General features: G+C 52.0%; 18 protein-coding genes. 12 read left to right on the top strand and 6 right to left on the bottom strand.

What is annotated here, in order from left to right; translation table 11 throughout:
• The first annotated feature begins 182 nt into the window (after positions 1-182).
• From KJW29_RS25300 to KJW29_RS25280, 5 genes are all read left to right on the top strand, one after another.
• Positions 183-1,100 carry a carbohydrate ABC transporter permease gene (locus KJW29_RS25300; protein WP_087571341.1) on the top strand — a complete coding sequence of 306 codons (918 nt, stop codon included), beginning with the start codon at positions 183-185 and terminating at the stop codon, positions 1,098-1,100.
• Entirely contained in the window at positions 1,100-1,933 is an 834-nt protein-coding gene (locus tag KJW29_RS25295; protein ID WP_214626713.1) for a carbohydrate ABC transporter permease, read from the top strand. Before KJW29_RS25300 ends, KJW29_RS25295 begins: the two co-directional genes overlap by 1 nt.
• A 178-nt stretch (positions 1,934-2,111) precedes the next feature.
• Complete coding sequence (locus KJW29_RS25290; protein WP_246608371.1) at positions 2,112-3,422, top strand: ABC transporter substrate-binding protein; 1,311 nt, start codon at positions 2,112-2,114, stop codon at positions 3,420-3,422.
• Positions 3,423-3,731: 309 nt separating this feature from the next.
• Complete coding sequence (locus tag KJW29_RS25285; RefSeq protein ID WP_214626711.1) at positions 3,732-3,908, top strand: hypothetical protein; 177 nt, start codon at positions 3,732-3,734, stop codon at positions 3,906-3,908.
• A gap of 165 nt (positions 3,909-4,073) precedes the next feature.
• Positions 4,074-4,259 carry a hypothetical protein gene (locus tag KJW29_RS25280; protein WP_087571344.1) on the top strand — a complete coding sequence of 62 codons (186 nt, stop codon included), beginning with the start codon at positions 4,074-4,076 and terminating at the stop codon, positions 4,257-4,259.
• Between the two features lie 659 nt (positions 4,260-4,918).
• Here the strand turns inward: KJW29_RS25280 and KJW29_RS25275 are convergent.
• The 5 genes from KJW29_RS25275 to KJW29_RS25255 form a co-directional block, all read right to left on the bottom strand.
• Entirely contained in the window at positions 4,919-5,863 is a 945-nt protein-coding gene (locus KJW29_RS25275) for a copper amine oxidase N-terminal domain-containing protein (protein ID WP_214626710.1), read from the bottom strand.
• Between the two features lie 54 nt (positions 5,864-5,917).
• On the bottom strand, positions 5,918-6,523 hold the full coding sequence (locus tag KJW29_RS25270; protein WP_214626709.1) for a DUF3885 domain-containing protein: 606 nt from the start codon (positions 6,521-6,523) through the stop codon (positions 5,918-5,920).
• Positions 6,524-6,654: 131 nt separating this feature from the next.
• Positions 6,655-7,635 (bottom strand): ROK family protein, encoded by a 981-nt coding sequence (locus KJW29_RS25265; RefSeq protein WP_214626708.1) that lies wholly within the window; start codon positions 7,633-7,635, stop codon positions 6,655-6,657.
• 50 nt (positions 7,636-7,685) lie between these two features.
• Positions 7,686-7,865, bottom strand: coding sequence for a hypothetical protein (locus tag KJW29_RS25260; RefSeq protein WP_087571356.1), 180 nt, complete (start codon positions 7,863-7,865; stop codon positions 7,686-7,688).
• Between the two features lie 19 nt (positions 7,866-7,884).
• Positions 7,885-8,262, bottom strand: coding sequence for a hypothetical protein (locus KJW29_RS25255; protein ID WP_214626707.1), 378 nt, complete (start codon positions 8,260-8,262; stop codon positions 7,885-7,887).
• A gap of 152 nt (positions 8,263-8,414) precedes the next feature.
• On the opposite strand from KJW29_RS25255, the gene KJW29_RS36270 reads away from it, so the two are divergent.
• The 5 genes from KJW29_RS36270 to KJW29_RS25225 all read left to right on the top strand — a co-directional run bounded on the left by KJW29_RS36270 (position 8,415) and on the right by KJW29_RS25225 (position 13,909).
• Positions 8,415-10,982 (top strand): ATP-dependent DNA helicase, encoded by a 2,568-nt coding sequence (locus tag KJW29_RS36270; protein ID WP_246608370.1) that lies wholly within the window; start codon positions 8,415-8,417, stop codon positions 10,980-10,982.
• 181 nt (positions 10,983-11,163) lie between these two features.
• A complete protein-coding gene (locus KJW29_RS25240; RefSeq protein WP_214626307.1) occupies positions 11,164-11,484 on the top strand; it encodes a helix-turn-helix domain-containing protein in 321 nt (106 codons plus the stop codon).
• 23 nt (positions 11,485-11,507) lie between these two features.
• The gene (locus tag KJW29_RS25235) at positions 11,508-12,413 is read left to right on the top strand and encodes an IS3 family transposase (protein WP_281426281.1); all 906 of its coding nucleotides are present in this window, start codon (positions 11,508-11,510) and stop codon (positions 12,411-12,413) included.
• A 246-nt stretch (positions 12,414-12,659) separates the two neighbouring features.
• Positions 12,660-12,980 (top strand): helix-turn-helix domain-containing protein, encoded by a 321-nt coding sequence (locus KJW29_RS25230; protein ID WP_214626307.1) that lies wholly within the window; start codon positions 12,660-12,662, stop codon positions 12,978-12,980.
• Positions 12,981-13,003: 23 nt separating this feature from the next.
• On the top strand, positions 13,004-13,909 hold the full coding sequence (locus KJW29_RS25225; protein WP_281426281.1) for an IS3 family transposase: 906 nt from the start codon (positions 13,004-13,006) through the stop codon (positions 13,907-13,909).
• A gap of 22 nt (positions 13,910-13,931) precedes the next feature.
• Here KJW29_RS25225 and KJW29_RS25220 read toward each other — a convergent pair whose 3' ends face one another.
• Positions 13,932-14,225: a hypothetical protein gene (locus KJW29_RS25220; RefSeq protein WP_214626706.1), complete on the bottom strand. Its 294-nt coding sequence runs from the start codon at positions 14,223-14,225 to the stop codon at positions 13,932-13,934.
• Between the two features lie 439 nt (positions 14,226-14,664).
• On the opposite strand from KJW29_RS25220, the gene KJW29_RS36555 reads away from it, so the two are divergent.
• Positions 14,665-14,790: a hypothetical protein gene (locus tag KJW29_RS36555; protein ID WP_281426291.1), complete on the top strand. Its 126-nt coding sequence runs from the start codon at positions 14,665-14,667 to the stop codon at positions 14,788-14,790.
• Positions 14,791-15,007: 217 nt separating this feature from the next.
• A complete protein-coding gene (locus KJW29_RS25215) occupies positions 15,008-16,753 on the top strand; it encodes an ABC transporter ATP-binding protein (RefSeq protein WP_214626705.1) in 1,746 nt (581 codons plus the stop codon).
• Positions 16,754-16,767: the final 14 nt, after the last annotated feature.

The raw sequence follows: 16,767 nt of genomic DNA, 5'->3' as shown, positions 1-16,767 counted from the left end.
GCAGCTCACCTCGTTTCGGGCATGATGGGCGGGGACCGCCATAACTTTTGCCTGAATAAACAGTAACCGAATGGACGTATTCCGGTCAATATATTCCACCCTTCTCATCATCATTGCCCGTCTCCGGGCGCCGCTTTAAGTTCTATACTAAGAGCACACAACGAAAGAAGGGACGATGACCTATGGCATCTGGCAAAACTATCGGCAAGCCGGCCGCGAAGCGCGCGAACTGGAGCGAGTGGCTGCAGCAGACCGTATTCGTCGGACCGGGACTGATCGCATTTATCATCATCGTGCTGATCCCGTTCGGCATGGGATTCTATTATACGTTCACGGAGTGGAACGGCCTTGATCTTGGCAACGCCAAGTGGACGGGCATGACCAATATAACGCGTATCCTGACCGATGATCCGAGATTCTGGCAAGCCTTCTGGTTTACGGCGAAGTTCACGCTGGCGGCCGTCACGGTAACGAATGTGCTGGCATTTCTGCTGTCGCTGCTGCTAACGCAGAATCTTAGGAGCAAGGGCGTGCTGCGCACGATCTTCTTCTTGCCTAACGTGATCGGCGGTCTGCTGCTGGGCTACATCTGGTATTTCATCTTCGTCCGCGGCTTCGGCGCGATCGGAGAGGCGACGGGCATCGGCTTCTTCAAGCTTCAATGGCTGGGGACGCCGGAGACGGCATTCTGGGGCATCGTCATCGTCTTCGTATGGCAGACGGCCGGTTATATGATGATCATTTACATCGCGGCGATTATCGGCGTTCCCAAGGACCTTATGGAGGCGGCGCGCATAGACGGGGCCAACCGCTGGCAAATCCTGCGCTCCATTCTGGTTCCGCTCATCATGCCCGCGATTACAATCTGTTTATTTCTGACGACGTCCAATGCGTTTAAAATGTTTGACCTTAACCTTTCATTGACCGGCGGCGGTCCCGGCAACTCCTCGGAATCGATCGCGCTTAACATCTATCGCGAGGCGCTGGTAAACAACCGTTACGGCTTGGGGACGGCGAAGGCGATGCTCTTCTTCTTCTGCGTCGCGCTCATCACGATTACGCAGGTCTGGTTCACCAAGAAACGGGAGGTGGAAGCCTGATGGAAACGAGATCGAGAACCTCTTCCGCCACGCTGCTGCTAGAGATTGCCGGCGTGTTGGTCGCGCTGCTCTTCCTGGGGCCGTTCTACTTCCTGATCGTCAATTCGTTCAAGAAACTCAAGGACATTTTGCTTAATGCGGCTTCGCTGCCCGAGACTTGGGCCATCACGAATTTCAAAAAAGCGTGGGTCGCCATCGATTTCCCCGTCGTCTTTATGAACTCGGTTATTATTACGTCTATCAGCGTTCTGGCGCTGGTCGTGATCAGCTCTATGATGGCCTATCGACTCGTGCGCAGGCCGACGATGTTCAACAAGCTGCTGCTGACGGTGCTGGTCGCCGCCATGATCATTCCGTTCCAGTCGGTCATGCTGCCGCTGATGCGAATCACGTCGCTGTTCGAACTTCGCGGCGAGCTGTACGGCATCGTGCTCTGTTATATGGGCTTCGGGATCTCCTTGTCGATGTTCCTTTATCACGGCTTCATCAAGTCCGTGCCGCTTGAGATCGAGGAGGCCGCGGTCGTCGACGGCTGTTCGCCTTACGGCGTATTCTGGCGGATCGTATTCCCGCTGCTGAAGCCGATCACGGTCACGGTCATGATTCTGAACGTGTTGTGGATCTGGAACGACTACCTGCTGCCGGTGCTCGTCATTAACGACGCGATGACCACCATACCGCTTGCGGTGCAGAAGTTTTTCGGCCAATATTTACGAAAGTGGGATCTGGCCATGGCTGCGCTCACGCTGAGCACGATTCCGGTCGTTATCTTCTTCCTCCTGCTGCAGAAGCATATTATCGAAGGCATTACGGCAGGCTCCGTAAAAGGGTAACGGGTAACTAATCAAAGTTTACCGCCCGAAGTAATCAAGATTTTACCCCTAACCGTTCAATTTTGTCGGTGTCTGGCGAGGAACGCAGGGGCTTATAATGACGATGTAAGTAGATCGCGAAGCAACTGGACAATAGGGTATGAGGTCACGCACATTTATTTCATGGGAGGTCATGAAGATGAAGAAAAAGATGACGATGGCGTTGGCTTCGGCAGCGCTCCTGGTGGGACTCGCAAGCGGTTGCGGCAACAACAATGCCGGCGGCGCGAATGCCGGAACCAATACGAATACGGGCGAGGGCGCGGCTACCGAGGCTCCGAAGAAAGACGTCACGATCAAGATTTTCCAATTCAAAGTCGAAATCGCGGAAGCGCTGGAGAAGCTGGCGGCGGAGTACGAAAAGGAGACCGGCGTAAAGGTAGACGTGGAGACGCATGGCGGAGGCGAGGATTACAGCGCGCTTCTCAAGGCGGAGCTGGCGGCCGGCGAGGAACCGGAAATTTTTAACTCCAGCGGCTGGGCGGGCTTCGATCCTTACGTGGATCGCGCTGCGGATCTGAGCGGCGAGGCGTGGGCGAAGAATCTCGTGGAAGCGTCGAAGGCGCAAATTTCGCGCGACGGCAAGCTGCTTGGCATGCCGATGAACCTGGAAGCTTACGGCTTCACGTATAATAAGGATTTGTTCGAGCAGGCGGGTATTTCGGAATTGCCTAAGACCGTAGACGAGTTGTCCGCTGCGGTAGAGAAGCTTAAGTCGGCGGGCATTACGCCGTTCGCGCTTACGTCCGAGTGGTGGTCGATGGGCATTCACACACTAAACATGGCGCTGGCGAACCATGAAGACCCGGCGGCGTTCATCTCCGACGTAAAGGAAGGCAAAGCGACGCTGAAGGATGATCCGACGATGAAAGAATGGATCAAGCTTGTCGACATTATGTTTGCGAACGGCCAAGCCAATGCGCTGACGACGGACTACAACACGCAGGTTGCCGAATTCGCAACCGGCAAATACGCCATTATCCAGCATGGCAACTGGATTCAAGGCATGATCGACGAAGTGGATCCGGATCTCAATCTCGGCATGATGCCGGTGCCGCTGCTGGGCGACACGGCAAATGTATTTACGGGCGTGCCGAACAACTGGATCGTCAACAGCAAGTCCGACCAGGCCGAGGAAGCCAAAGCGTTTCTGAACTGGATGGTGACATCCGAGACGGGCAAACGTTACATCTCCACCGACTTTAAATTCGTGCCGGCATTGACGTCCATCGAGGCGAACGCGGAAGCCATCGGCGATATCGCGGGCGACTTCGCGGCCTTCTCGCAGGAGCATCCCGATCGGGTGCTGGGTTGGCACTGGGATCATCTGCCGGACGGCATCACGCAGCAATGGGGCGCGGCGATGCAGGAGTACCTCGGCGGGCAAATCTCGGCCGACGACCTGCTCGGCAAGCTGGATAAAGCGGTGCAGGATATTGTGAAGAAGTAAGAGGCCGCAATTGTCATCGACAATCCTCAATCGGGAAATCCCGGCAACGAAGTATGGGCTCAGGCCAGCGCTTCGGGGCCGGGATTATTTGGTTAGTTGGAAGACGGTTGTTGGAGGATGGCTGGGGTTGAATAGGGGATGGGTTGAATGATGGATGGGTTGGTTTGCTGATAAAGGATGGCTTGGCAGGGCAGGCTATACGCATAAATCTGCGATGAAGGAGTTTTGGAGAATCTGTGATGGAGAAGATTTGGTATACCTGTAATGAAGGAGCTTTGGTGAATCTGCGAGGAAGGAATTGATGCCGGTATGTCGAAGGAAAATGATCGTGCACATGGGCGACGGAAATCCGGGATAGACGGGAAAGGACAGGATCAGTTAGGCCTGCATGGTGTCGGTCACAAGGGACTCGTGACGGAGCGGGATATCGACACGGAATTCGGTTTGTTTCAGGACGAGGTTCCACTGTCGAAGCATCGAAAGTAGTCGCGAGAAGGAATGTAATGAGTAATAAGCTCAAATAAGCTCAAATGAGTTGGACTATCTGCCAAGAAGCTGGTATACTTGCCGCAGTTGCACAAGAATAAAGCGATTTCAACTTTCTAGTGTGATTAGAATCTAGAACATTCGTTGGCAGGAGTGTTGCTTTCCATGAAATACAATTTTATTCGTCCAATTCTTTTGATTGCGACTGCTCTTCTCGTGAAGAGTCTGGTTACCAATCTGTGCATGGTTTTCGGGATGCAGCCGGAGTCGGCAGAGAGTATCGGTTTTATTGCCATGATTATAGCCGCACTCATTGTCTACACAAGAATTGCCAAGAAGCGGCGCCAATAACGCCCGATACACCGACCTTGCGCATACTGCCGAGATCGGTGTTTTTCTTTGAAATATAGGAAAGTATATGATTTCGCCATACTATCTCTATATTTCTCGGAATGAAACGCGCCACGCCGCCAAAGGACGACGGTGCCGTTTTACCTTGCCGCTTTTAATTTTGCAATAACTCACTGTGAGCATGCCGTCGAAGTAGCGGAGAGTGGAAGGCTGATGTCAAACGCAGTTGAGTATCCAGTTTTTTTTGTTAATTTGGTTGAGTAAAGGGAAAACCTCCCGCTAAATCCGCCGAATGAGGGTTTTTGGCTCGAATAAAGGGAAATGTGCCATCTAATTGATTGAATTCGGTATAGGTGGAGCACTTTGAGCGATACTAGTTGGAGTTTTTCCGTCTAAGTTCCTTTTCTTTTATAGCTTGCTTAAAATAGAGGGAACATTTCCTATTGTTCGTGGGAATATAAAAATGTTCGCGTTGCAAAATGGGATAATCATATTCCCATGAAATAATGATCCCTAGCTTGCCTCAGCAACCAATCTGTCATTCATCGGGGCTCCGCATCCTGACAAGTTTGATTAGAACCCTTGCTTTCGGACATGGTTGTACTCCTTACCCATGGATGGAAGAACGAGTTGAAATCGACTTAACATCGACTTAACGATTACTGCTCCCGAAATTCCATGTCTTCCAGGATATCTTCAAAATCTTGAATCGAATTTTTATAGGTAACCTCGTACGAGGAGTTTCGGATGCTATAAAATCGGGAGCCTGTCTTGAACGCAACGAGAGTGTCGATACGTTTGTCCCAGTCTAGATGGTTAACGTAGGTCAATTGCAGAGCATCGTAACCGAATAACTCGATTTGTTTTTCCTCCACGATATCTTTACTGGATAGGGATGCCGTGTCTTTGGCACGATCTAAGTAGGAGTCCAGCTTCATACTCCGAGTTTCGTCGGTTAAAGGCTCGGCGGCAATAAATAACATCGTGTGGTTAAAGTATCGCAGTGCCAATTGCAATTGCCCATCCTCTTCCACGCTAATGTAATCTTGAACCCGTTCGTCGTCTTCAGCAACGAAGTTTTCGAGACCGGACATGTTTCTCCAAAGACCGTAGGCGTTAAACTGGAATTGGCCATCGGCGCTGGCATAGTGATTTTTGCTATAGATGACCGCTGTTCGATTCGCTGAATCCCACTCTACCTTGGATTCGACGGATTCCGAGATGAAGCGAAGGGGAACGAAGGTCGTTTTATTCTTCAGCTTAGGCGCTACTGGCAATGTGATGGATTTGCCGTTAACTTTGGCAACCGGATTGTCGATTTGTAATTCGATATGTACGCCTTCTTTTTCTCCCGTTACCTTGCGAGTGTCGGGATCCCATCCAATGGTAAGTCCCAGCTTCTCGAAGATCGGCCTGAAGGGAACGAGGGTTGTGGATTTTTCGATAAACGGCTGTTCGCCGAAAGTCATGGTGTTGGCGTCTAATACAACGCGGACGGGGGGATTAGAGGTTGTTGAAGCGTGAGCATGAACAATCCCGGACCCTGCAAATAACATGGTCATGATTAATAGTAACCTTGCGGGGCGTTTGAATAATTTAAACATAAGTACTCATCCTCTGCTTGTGTATTCATCCTGTAAAAAAATCCTCTTTAATCCTCATATTCCGAATGAATAACGGTGGAACACATGGTCGACCCTCTCCCGGTCATAATCCAGAATCCAGTCATTATAGGTATGATATAACGCTTGAAGCGGTCCCGTTGCGTTCGACACGATGTCCAAGCCTCTGCTGTCGTAAAAGTGAAAGATGGTATCCCGTGTCGCGTTGAAGATATAGATTCTATAATCTGAGGAAAGCAAGTTTGCCGGTTTAAGATCGGATGTTCTGCACTCTAATACATATCGGTAGGCAGACCATCCATCTTCCTCGTCATCAGCCCACTCGATACTGTTGCAGGATAATTTCTTCAATGCTTTTTTATTTTTGACGGCATTGCGAAATACCTTGATTTTAAAAGGCCTAACTTGCGGCCGCAAGTGGAGAATTAAAACGATATACAACTCATCGTCGTTGTTATGGGCGCCCCTAAACAGTTGAGTCGAGCGGTGGCGGACCTGCTCGAAGTATTGTTGGTCCGATACTAACGGGTTCGGATCCCCGATTTCGGACCGGATGCCGACATCCGCGTTATAGAACAGGGGCGGCTCCAGTTGAAGACCCGGAAACTTTTCTTGCAAATAACGATCAAGCGATGCCGACACAAGTTTTCCTCCTTGCAGCTTCATTTTTATGGACGTTGCTCCCCTAATCATACTGAAAATTCCATTGAAGCTGCCGGTATCAAACAAATAGGGTTAAAATATCCGGTTTTCTTCAACCCGAGCAGATGTTATTAGCCGCTCTCCAACCGCTCCTTGGCATAAGCCGCCGCTCCGATCATGCCTGCCCGACCGCCAAGATGAGCCGTGACCACGCTGCAGGCGCCCGATGATAATTGAAGCGCGCGCTGGCTGATGGTTTCCCGGGCGGTGTTCAATAGACGGTCCCCGGCTGCCGATACGCCGCCTCCAATGATGATTAGCTCCGGATTAAATAGGTTTATAACGTTCGAGAGGCCGAAGCCTAGTATGATGCCCGTTTCGCGCAAGACCTCCATAGCCAATGGATCTCCCAAGTCATAGGCATCCGAGATGAGTTTGGCAGTGATAGCCGTGTAATCACCATTAACCCAGTTTTGAAGCACGCTGCCGGCTCCGCTCTCCAACTTCTCCACGCAGGTACGCACCATGCCAATCGCCGACACATATCTGCCGAGACATCCCGAGCTGCCGCATCTGCAGGGCCGGCCTTCCCGGTACATGTTCATATGACCGATCTCGCCGACACTGGAGGTGGTGCCGTACAGCACCCTTCCATCCACTACGATCCCGGATCCCAATCCTGTTCCAATGGTGATCAGCACGAGGTTCTTCCGTCCTTTTCCCGCTCCATAATGCCATTCCCCATACAGATTCACTCGGACATCGTTGTCAATGAATACGGGGAAGGAGAAGTTCTTGCTCATCTCCCTCACAACATGGATATTCTCCCACCCAGGGAAGTTCGGAGAGAAGATCGAGAGTCCTTCCTTGGGATCCAGCAAGCCGGGGATGCCGAGTCCCATGCCCGCTACATGCTCGTCTTTCAGCCCATGAGACTGCATCATCTCGCGGACAATGCTTTTCATGGCGCGTAGCACATGATCGGGGCCTTTCGAGGCGTTGGTGGGATCGCTCCTTTCGGTGATAACGTTCAGATTGATGTCCAGCAGGGCCGACTTTATATTGGTTCCGCCGAGGTCAATGCCAAGGAAATAGTTGGGTGCTTGGTGCATGTGGGTGTCTCCTTCTTGATAGCGTACGGTGTAGCGACCTTGTGCCATGCTCATTTGACGGCAACAAACTGGAACACGCCAATAGAAACCATTAAAGCAAATAAAACAATGATAAAAGTTATGCCGAATCTCCAAAGATTCGATCTCCGAGGAGTGTTGTTAACCTGATTCTCGAGTGTCGCGATCCGCTGCTTCAGTTCGTCGATTTCTTTATTTTTATCATTGTCCATAGCAGGTGGAATTCCCTCCTTAAAAGTCTGGCTGTATCAATATGATTTCCTTTGCTGCAAGATTGAGCGGCTCTTCTTTTTCGAAGCTGCGCCTGATATTGACGGGCTCGGAAAAAATGATTTTGACAGTTGATTCGGATGGAAAATCTTCTGTCGTTAGCGATTTGCCGTCTTCATCACGAAAAGTTGTTTGATCTGTAATAGCAACAGCGCAACTATAACCGACAAGAAGAATGAAATCCGTCTTTTTTCCTTTGTTCACCTCATCGGTACAGTCCACATGCAAGATACCGGCTTCCATGCTATCAATCATTCCTTGCATGGACCTAGACGACGTCCCGCCGCATCCAGCAACAAAAGTACAAATAAGGATCAATAAAACAAAGTTTCGCCCCATTGTCAGCACCCCTCTTCTATCTTCCAGTATTTAGACGGAAACTACAACAAAATGTTGACCTGCCTCGCCGCTCCAACAAGTTAACCTGCTTACCCCGCTCTTTAAAAGTATGATACAATGGCGGAACAAATGTTCTAGAGGGGCGGCTGGCAATGGACGAGACGAAGGAGAAGGCGGCAGAGGAGCGCGAATCCGCTCAACGGGAGCCGGAGCGTCTGGATGACGAAAAGCAGACCGAGAAGCCGCCGTACTCGGTGGCGCTGCCGGTCCGGCAACTTGTGGAGTACGTGTTCCTGAGCGGCAGCATCGACTCCCGGATGCAATCCATGGAGTCCTTGCAAGAGGGAACGAAGGCGCATCAGCGGATACAGGAAACGTACGGCGAAGGTGATCGGAAGGAAGTCTACCTTAGCGCCGAGATTTTTTGCGACGGCCTGGTGTTTGCGGTGGACGGCCGTTGCGACGGGCTGCTTGCGACGGAACCCGCACCCACGATCGACGAGATCAAGTCGACGCGAGCCGACCTCGCAACCCTGGAGGACAAGCCGGTCCATTGGGCGCAGGCTTTATTTTACGCTTATATGTATGCGCGTGATGAGGGACTTCCGGCTATCGGCATTCAGCTCACTTACGTGCACAAGGATACGGGAGAGACGAGGCGGTTCCATCGGGAAACAAGCTTCGACGAGCTGGAAGAGCAAGTGCTGCATATACTTCGTCAATATGCGCCTTACGCCAAGCTGAAGCAGCGACACGAGGAGACGCGGGATGCCAGCATTCATGCGCTCGCCTTTCCGTTCGACAATTACCGTGCAGGACAACGAAAGCTGGCGGGGGCGGTCTACAAGACGATCGGGGAGGGCGTATCGCTTTACGCGAAGGCGCCGACGGGCATCGGCAAGACGATTTCGACGACGTACCCAGCCATCAAAGCGATAGGCGGCGGGCTGCTGAAGCGGCTTTATTATTTGACCGCGCGCACGACAACGCGGGCAGCGGCGGAGGATGCGCTTAGGCATATGCAGAACAGAGGGCTGCACATCCATTCCGTCACCATTACCGCGAAGGACAAGATCTGCTTCCAGGACGAGGTGCGCTGCGACAAGGAGCATTGTCCGTTCGCCGACGGTTACTACGATCGCATTAACGGCGCGATCCTCGATATGCTGGAGCATGAGACGATCATGTCGCGCGCCACGATCGAGCAATACGCCAGGAAACATACCGTCTGCCCTTTCGAAATGTCGCTTGATGCCGCCTACGCTTCGGACACGATCATCTGCGACTACAACTATGTGTTCGATCCACGCATCTCGTTCAAGCGGCAGTACGCCGAAGGAAAGAAGGCTACGGCTCTGCTCGTCGACGAGGCTCATAATCTGGTCGATCGGGCAAGGGATATCTTCTCGGCGGAGCTGACGAGATGGCCGTTCCAGACGCTGCAGAGGGAGCAAAAGGGCGGCCATCGCGGTCTTTACGAAGCTTCGAAGGCGATCAATGAATATTTTGTCGCGCTTCGCAAGTCGATCGAGGACAATAAGGACAAGCCCATCGTATCCGATATGCTGCCGGACGAGCTGGTAAAACATGCGGAGCGCTTCGCCTTGGCAGCCGAGCAGGTGTTGGAGGGCGGTTATGGGGGAGCCTTCGGCCAAGGGGCGACGGGAGGCATCAACGTCGGCAGCGGCAACATGGCATCTGCGCCGTTTGGCACATCAGGCGCATCAGACACATCAGGCGCGGGCCTCACCGGCGTAATTCCAGGTGCTTCCGGCGCGAATGCCTTAAGCGGCAACGGGGGCGGCGAGGGCGATACTACATTGCTGGACGCGTATTTCGCCGTGCAGCAATTCCTTCGCACGGCCAAGCTCTACGACGAGCGCTTCGCCACGTTCGCGGAGGTGACGCGCCTCGACATGCGGGTGAAGCTGTTCTGCATGGACCCGTCCGAACTGCTCAAGGAGGCCGCCAAGGGTTACCGGTCGCATGTGTATTTCTCCGCTACGCTAACCCCGGTCCGATACTATATGGACATGCTGGGCGCTTCCGAGCAGGACTATACGCTGGCGTTGCCGTCCCCCTTCGAGAGCGAACGGTTGCAGGTCGACGTGCGTCCCATCTCGACGCGTTACCAGGACCGCAACGACTCTTACGGACCAATAGCGGAGCTTATCGCCGATACGGTCGGCAAGCGCAAGGGCAATTATTTTGTGTTCTTCCCTTCTTATGCGTATATGAAGGACGTCTACGATGCATATACCAAGCTTGAGGGAACGGACCCGAGAGCCGTCGTCAAGCTGCAGCGTACGGACATGAGCGAGGAGGAGCGCGACGCGTTCCTGGCGGATTTCCAGCCGGGAGGAGAGCGGACATTGGTCGGCTTCGCGGTGCTGGGCGGCGTTTTCTCCGAGGGAGTCGATCTGCCGGGCGATCGACTGATCGGGGTCATCGTGGTCGGCGTTGGTTTGCCGCAGCTCGGACTGGAGCGCAATCTGCTCCGGGACTTTTTCCAGCGCGAGGGCAAGAGCGGCTACGATTACGCCTATGTCATCCCGGGCATGAACAAGGTGCTGCAGGCGGGAGGAAGACTTATCCGGACGGAGACGGACAGCGGCACGATTACGCTCTTGGACGATCGATATTTGCAGCCGTCCTATCGCAGATTGCTGCCGGAGGAGTGGCTGGAAAGCCTTTCCAGTGGAAAAAGCCGTCAGGGATAAACCACCCTGACGGTCCTTTAAGTTCGAGTTTGGCCACTTAGCTTGAACATATCGGGCTTGCACATAGCATGGCCCGAACATCGGCCTCTCAGCATATTTGTGCATTTACTCCTAGGCCCCCTAATTAAACTGGAGTCCTCCCACCCAATAATTTAATATTGAGATAAGGGAGTGATTCGGTGTGGGGAAAAGAATGAACAGGGACGCACAGATTAAAGTAGTTAAAGAAGCGATGGCTGGTGTTAAGGTCGGGGTTTTAGCGCGTATGTACGACCTACATCCTGAAACGATACGAAACTGGATACGGGATCTTCGGGATACCATACCCGTCGAGGAGATTCCCGTTGCCGATGAACATTTGCAAGAATTACAGAGATTGCAGGATGTTGAACAGCAGTTTGAGAAAGCCGTCAAAATGATTGGCGAAAAAGAGCTCGAAATCGAAATGCTGCGTGAGTTGCTAAAAAAGAGAGACCCCGCTTATCTGAAAAAATTGAAGTAGCAGAGCCATTTATTAAGCGGGGAGTGCCAGTGGCCACAGTTCTGCGTATTCTGGGCATTTCAGAATCTACTTATTACGACCGAAAGAGAAGAGTAACCACTCCATCTACGAGCCCCGCGGCAGGCCGACCAGGCCGTCCTGTACCTGGTTACTCCTATACGTTTGACGGCGAGTCTGTAAGCGACGAGCAAATCAAGGAATGGCTCCTCGAACTCATTGAGGGCGAAGAGACTGTCTATGGCTACAAGCTTTTAGCACAATGCATCCGTGATCAGCACAACGTGAGACTGGACAAGAAGAAGTCATACCGCCTGTGTACCGAGCTAGGTATCCTTCAAAAGCCGCGCCAGCGTGTACATACGCATCCACGGAGGCTACCCAAAAACCGCGTCGTGACGGGCGTTAACCAGCTGTGGCAAATGGATATTAAGTATGGTTACGTTACAAAGCTAAACCGTTTCTTTTTCATTCTCAGCATCATCGATGTGTTTGATCGTGTCGTCGTCAAACAATACCGAGGACCCGTGTGCGAGTCCAAGCATGCCGTTCAGACCCTTTGTTATGCCTTACAGGATCGTGTAAGACTAGGAGAGGCCATGCCTGTTATTCGTACCGACAATGGTCCGCAATTCGTCAGCCAGCTATTCGGGGACATGTGTGAGTGCCTCGAGGTTGAGCATGAGCGAATTCCACCTCGCACACCAGATATGAATGCCTACATCGAGTCATTCCATAGCATTCTGGAGCGCAATTTGTTGAGGCAAAGAGAATTTACGACCTTTCATGAAGCTTATGAAGCACTCGATACTTACATGGACTTCTATAATAACCGCAGGATGCATGGTAGCTTAAAGAGGATGCCTCCTGCCGTTTTTTCAGAGTGGGTGCAGACGTTAGAGGATACTTCTGCATTCCATAAAGCAATGTAAAGACATGAAAAAGAGAGAGACTCTACGAAAACAGCATTTTTGGTGGACAAGACTCCGGAATTAGGGGGCCTAGCCGTTTATCCCTAATTTCTTAAACAAACAGGATCCCTGCACAGCGAATTGTACAAAAATACACAAATTCTCGCTTCTCATCGTCGTTTGGGACCTCTCTGCTCCTAGGCCCCCTAATTAAACTGGAGTCCTCCCACCCAATAATTTAATATTGAGATAAGGGAGTGATTCGGTGTGGGGAAAAGAATGAACAGGGACGCACAGATTAAAGTAGTTAAAGAAGCGATGGCTGGTGTTAAGGTCGGGGTTTTAGCGCGTATGTACGACCTACATCCTGAAACGATACGAAACTGGATACGGGATCTTCGGGATACCATACCCGTCGAGGAGATTCCCGTTGCCGATGAACATTTGCAAGAATTACAGAGATTGCAGGATGTTGAACAGCAGTTTGAGAAAGCCGTCAAAATGATTGGCGAAAAAGAGCTCGAAATCGAAATGCTGCGTGAGTTGCTAAAAAAGAGAGACCCCGCTTATCTGAAAAAATTGAAGTAGCAGAGCCATTTATTAAGCGGGGAGTGCCAGTGGCCACAGTTCTGCGTATTCTGGGCATTTCAGAATCTACTTATTACGACCGAAAGAGAAGAGTAACCACTCCATCTACGAGCCCCGCGGCAGGCCGACCAGGCCGTCCTGTACCTGGTTACTCCTATACGTTTGACGGCGAGTCTGTAAGCGACGAGCAAATCAAGGAATGGCTCCTCGAACTCATTGAGGGCGAAGAGACTGTCTATGGCTACAAGCTTTTAGCACAATGCATCCGTGATCAGCACAACGTGAGACTGGACAAGAAGAAGTCATACCGCCTGTGTACCGAGCTAGGTATCCTTCAAAAGCCGCGCCAGCGTGTACATACGCATCCACGGAGGCTACCCAAAAACCGCGTCGTGACGGGCGTTAACCAGCTGTGGCAAATGGATATTAAGTATGGTTACGTTACAAAGCTAAACCGTTTCTTTTTCATTCTCAGCATCATCGATGTGTTTGATCGTGTCGTCGTCAAACAATACCGAGGACCCGTGTGCGAGTCCAAGCATGCCGTTCAGACCCTTTGTTATGCCTTACAGGATCGTGTAAGACTAGGAGAGGCCATGCCTGTTATTCGTACCGACAATGGTCCGCAATTCGTCAGCCAGCTATTCGGGGACATGTGTGAGTGCCTCGAGGTTGAGCATGAGCGAATTCCACCTCGCACACCAGATATGAATGCCTACATCGAGTCATTCCATAGCATTCTGGAGCGCAATTTGTTGAGGCAAAGAGAATTTACGACCTTTCATGAAGCTTATGAAGCACTCGATACTTACATGGACTTCTATAATAACCGCAGGATGCATGGTAGCTTAAAGAGGATGCCTCCTGCCGTTTTTTCAGAGTGGGTGCAGACGTTAGAGGATACTTCTGCATTCCATAAAGCAATGTAAAGACATGAAAAAGAGAGAGACTCTACGAAAACAGCATTTTTGGTGGACAAGACTCCGGAATTAGGGGGCCTAGCCGTCTGAACCAAAATTTGTGTATATATGTATAAATGTACGAATAAATTTCTCTTACCTCATCTAAATTGTGTATTTTTGCACAATTGTTGTACCGTTTGTGAAAATACCCAAGGGTCCGCACCATCACGAGCGCCAACACCAGCGCCAACACCAGCGCCAACACCAGCGCCAACACCAGCGCCAACACCAGCACCAGCACCAGCACCAACACCAGCACCAGCACCAGCACCAGCACCAGCACCACCATCCGCCTCCAATTCGTGCCCAGCACGTAGCCGTTATATCGGCTTAAACTACTACGCAAAACTAATCTGCATCTGAGAGCGCCGTAAACAAGCCGTCGCGGTCAGAGCCCTTGGACTCCTTGATTACTCGTTTCTAAAGTGTCCTATTTCAAGCCCTGCAAGCGACTAGAAATGGATGCTTTCCTATGCGGCAAGGCGAACGGCTACGCCGTCCTATGGCGGAGGGGTTCGTAACGTTTCCGTGCATTATAGGTCAAGTATAGAGGAAGCTTAGATGTTCCTATAATTCGAGCAAACCTCTGCCCTCGGCCTTTCCGATCGCCAATACGGTAAAAAATAATTTTAGCGAAGATTACAATTGACAGTGTTTTCTTCCGGTGTTAAAGTGACAAAGTGGATTCAAGCAACGGCTGATGTCTGGGAGGCATAGCGTGCTTGAGTGAACCGACTATACGAACGGAAGATAACGGGAGAGGGGATTACGAGCTATGGATAACAATGGACGTTTTAACGCCATCCATCATGATGCGCATTTGCATCAGCTATATTTCATGGACGTAATCTACTCGCGCGAGTTGTCTCTTTGATACATAGGGGTTCCCCCTGGATCGAAGGCGTGTGGTTACGTTGCCGTAACTATGCGCCTTTTCTGCGTCAATAGGAGCTTTCGCGAACCCGCTATGCGGGTGCGTACTCCCTTGGACGAGAAAGCGTGTCGCTTACGGCGGCATGCTTTTTTTATATTCAAGAGGTTCGAACGGAAGGTGTGAGGTTAACAATGTTCAGCGTATTAACGAAATTGGGCTGGTTTTTCAAGCTAAGCTGGAAGCGATACACGCTGTCGATCACGCTGCTCGTGCTGACGGGCATTATCGACATTATCCCGCCATGGCTGCTCGGCTACATCGTGGACGGCATCAGCCAGAGCACGCTTGGGACGCCGGAATTCAACCGCATCATGTACTTGTGGATCGGGCTGACGGTTGTCGGGTATCTGATTACTTATGTGTGGCACTACAAGCTGTTCGGCGGCGCCTTCGTGCTGGAGCGGATGCTGCGTTCCAGCCTGATAGGACATTTTCTCAAAATGACGCCGACGTTCTACGAACGCAACCGGACGGGCGACCTGATGGCGCGCTCGACGAATGACCTTGGCGCGGTAGCGACGACGGCGGGCTTCGGCATTCTGACGCTCGTCGACTCTACCTTGTTCATGATCACGATTCTGATCGTAATGGCGGCGGGGATCAGCCTGAAGCTGACCTTGGCGGCGTTGCTGCCGCTGCCGCTAATGGCGATCGCGATGTCCTACTACGGGAAAAAAATTCATGAGCGGTTCACGGATGCGCAGGACGCGTTTGGCGAGCTGAACGACAGCGTGCTGGAATCCGTATCCGGCGTTCGCGTCATCCGCGCTTTCGTGCAGGAGGAAGCAAGCGAAGCCCGCTTCGGCGTCAAAACCGACGAGGTACTGGGGAAAAACATCGCCGTAGCCCGCATCGACGCGCTTTTTGAGCCGACGATGAAGATGCTGGTTGGCACAAGCTACCTGATCGGTCTCTGCTATGGCGGCTTCCTCGTATTCCAGAACGAAATTACGCTGGGAGAGCTGGTTTCTTTTAATATCTTCCTGGGAATGCTTATCTGGCCGATGTTCGCCATCGGCGAACTGATCAACATTATGCAGCGCGGCAACGCCTCGCTCGACCGGGTCAACGAAACGCTCGGCTACAAGCCGGACGTAAAAGACGCTTCGGAGCTTGCCGAGGTAAGCGAGCCGACGGAGATCGAGTTCGACCGCGTGACGTTCAAATATCCGTCGTCCGAGACCGACAACTTGTCGGGCGTTGCAATCGAGCTAAAGCAAGGACAGACGCTTGGCATCGTGGGACGTACGGGCAGCGGCAAGACGACGCTGTTGAAGCAGCTGCTTCGCGAGTACCCCGTAGGCAAGGGGGCGCTCAAGCTGTCAGGCGAACCAATCGAAGGATTATCGAAAGACAAAGTGCTTGGCTGGATCGGCTACGTGCCGCAGCAGCCGATTCTGTTTTCGAAGACGATTAGAGAAAACATCTTCTTCGGGCGTTCGGGCGCGACGGAGGAGGAGCTTCAGCGGGCGCTGGAGCGGGCTTCGTTCGCGAAGGATATCGTATTTTTGCCAGAGGGGCTGGATACGATGGTCGGCGAGAAGGGCGTCGCCTTGTCCGGCGGTCAGAAGCAGCGGGTCAGCATTGCCCGCGCCCTGATCGCGGATCCTGACATTCTGATGCTGGATGACGCCCTTTCGGCGGTTGACGCGAAGACGGAAGCCGAGATTATCGATGGCATTCGGACGGAACGCGCTGGCAAGACTACGCTTATTACGACGCATCGGCTGTCGGCCGTGCAGCATGCGGACTGGATTATCGTTATGGACGATGGACGGATCGTAGAGGAAGGCACGCATGAGACGCTGCTCGAGCGCGGCGGTTGGTATAAGGAGCAATATGATCGTCAGCAGCTTGAGGCGACAATCGAGAATTAATTTTTGCTTAAAGA

Source organism: Paenibacillus agaridevorans, from assembly GCF_018604145.1.
Taxonomy (GTDB): Bacteria; Bacillota; Bacilli; order Paenibacillales; family Paenibacillaceae; genus Pristimantibacillus; species Pristimantibacillus agaridevorans.
The sequence above is the reverse complement of the archived record's forward strand: the minus strand, read 5'-3'. Positions and strand labels throughout refer to the sequence as shown.

Excerpts from the sequence above, each read along its gene's own strand:
- KJW29_RS25300 (WP_087571341.1), top strand. The coding sequence starts at position 183 with ATGGCATCTGGCAAAACTATCGGCAAGCCGGCCGCGAAGCGCGCGAAC.
- KJW29_RS25295 (WP_214626713.1), top strand. The coding sequence starts at position 1,100 with ATGGAAACGAGATCGAGAACCTCTTCCGCCACGCTGCTGCTAGAGATT.
- KJW29_RS25290 (WP_246608371.1), top strand. The coding sequence starts at position 2,112 with ATGAAGAAAAAGATGACGATGGCGTTGGCTTCGGCAGCGCTCCTGGTG.
- KJW29_RS25285 (WP_214626711.1), top strand. The coding sequence starts at position 3,732 with ATGTCGAAGGAAAATGATCGTGCACATGGGCGACGGAAATCCGGGATA.
- KJW29_RS25280 (WP_087571344.1), top strand. The coding sequence starts at position 4,074 with ATGAAATACAATTTTATTCGTCCAATTCTTTTGATTGCGACTGCTCTT.
- KJW29_RS25275 (WP_214626710.1), bottom strand. The coding sequence starts at position 5,863 with ATGTTTAAATTATTCAAACGCCCCGCAAGGTTACTATTAATCATGACC.
- KJW29_RS25265 (WP_214626708.1), bottom strand. The coding sequence starts at position 7,635 with ATGCACCAAGCACCCAACTATTTCCTTGGCATTGACCTCGGCGGAACC.
- KJW29_RS25260 (WP_087571356.1), bottom strand. The coding sequence starts at position 7,865 with ATGGACAATGATAAAAATAAAGAAATCGACGAACTGAAGCAGCGGATC.
- KJW29_RS25255 (WP_214626707.1), bottom strand. The coding sequence starts at position 8,262 with ATGGGGCGAAACTTTGTTTTATTGATCCTTATTTGTACTTTTGTTGCT.
- KJW29_RS36270 (WP_246608370.1), top strand. The coding sequence starts at position 8,415 with ATGGACGAGACGAAGGAGAAGGCGGCAGAGGAGCGCGAATCCGCTCAA.
- KJW29_RS25215 (WP_214626705.1), top strand. The coding sequence starts at position 15,008 with ATGTTCAGCGTATTAACGAAATTGGGCTGGTTTTTCAAGCTAAGCTGG.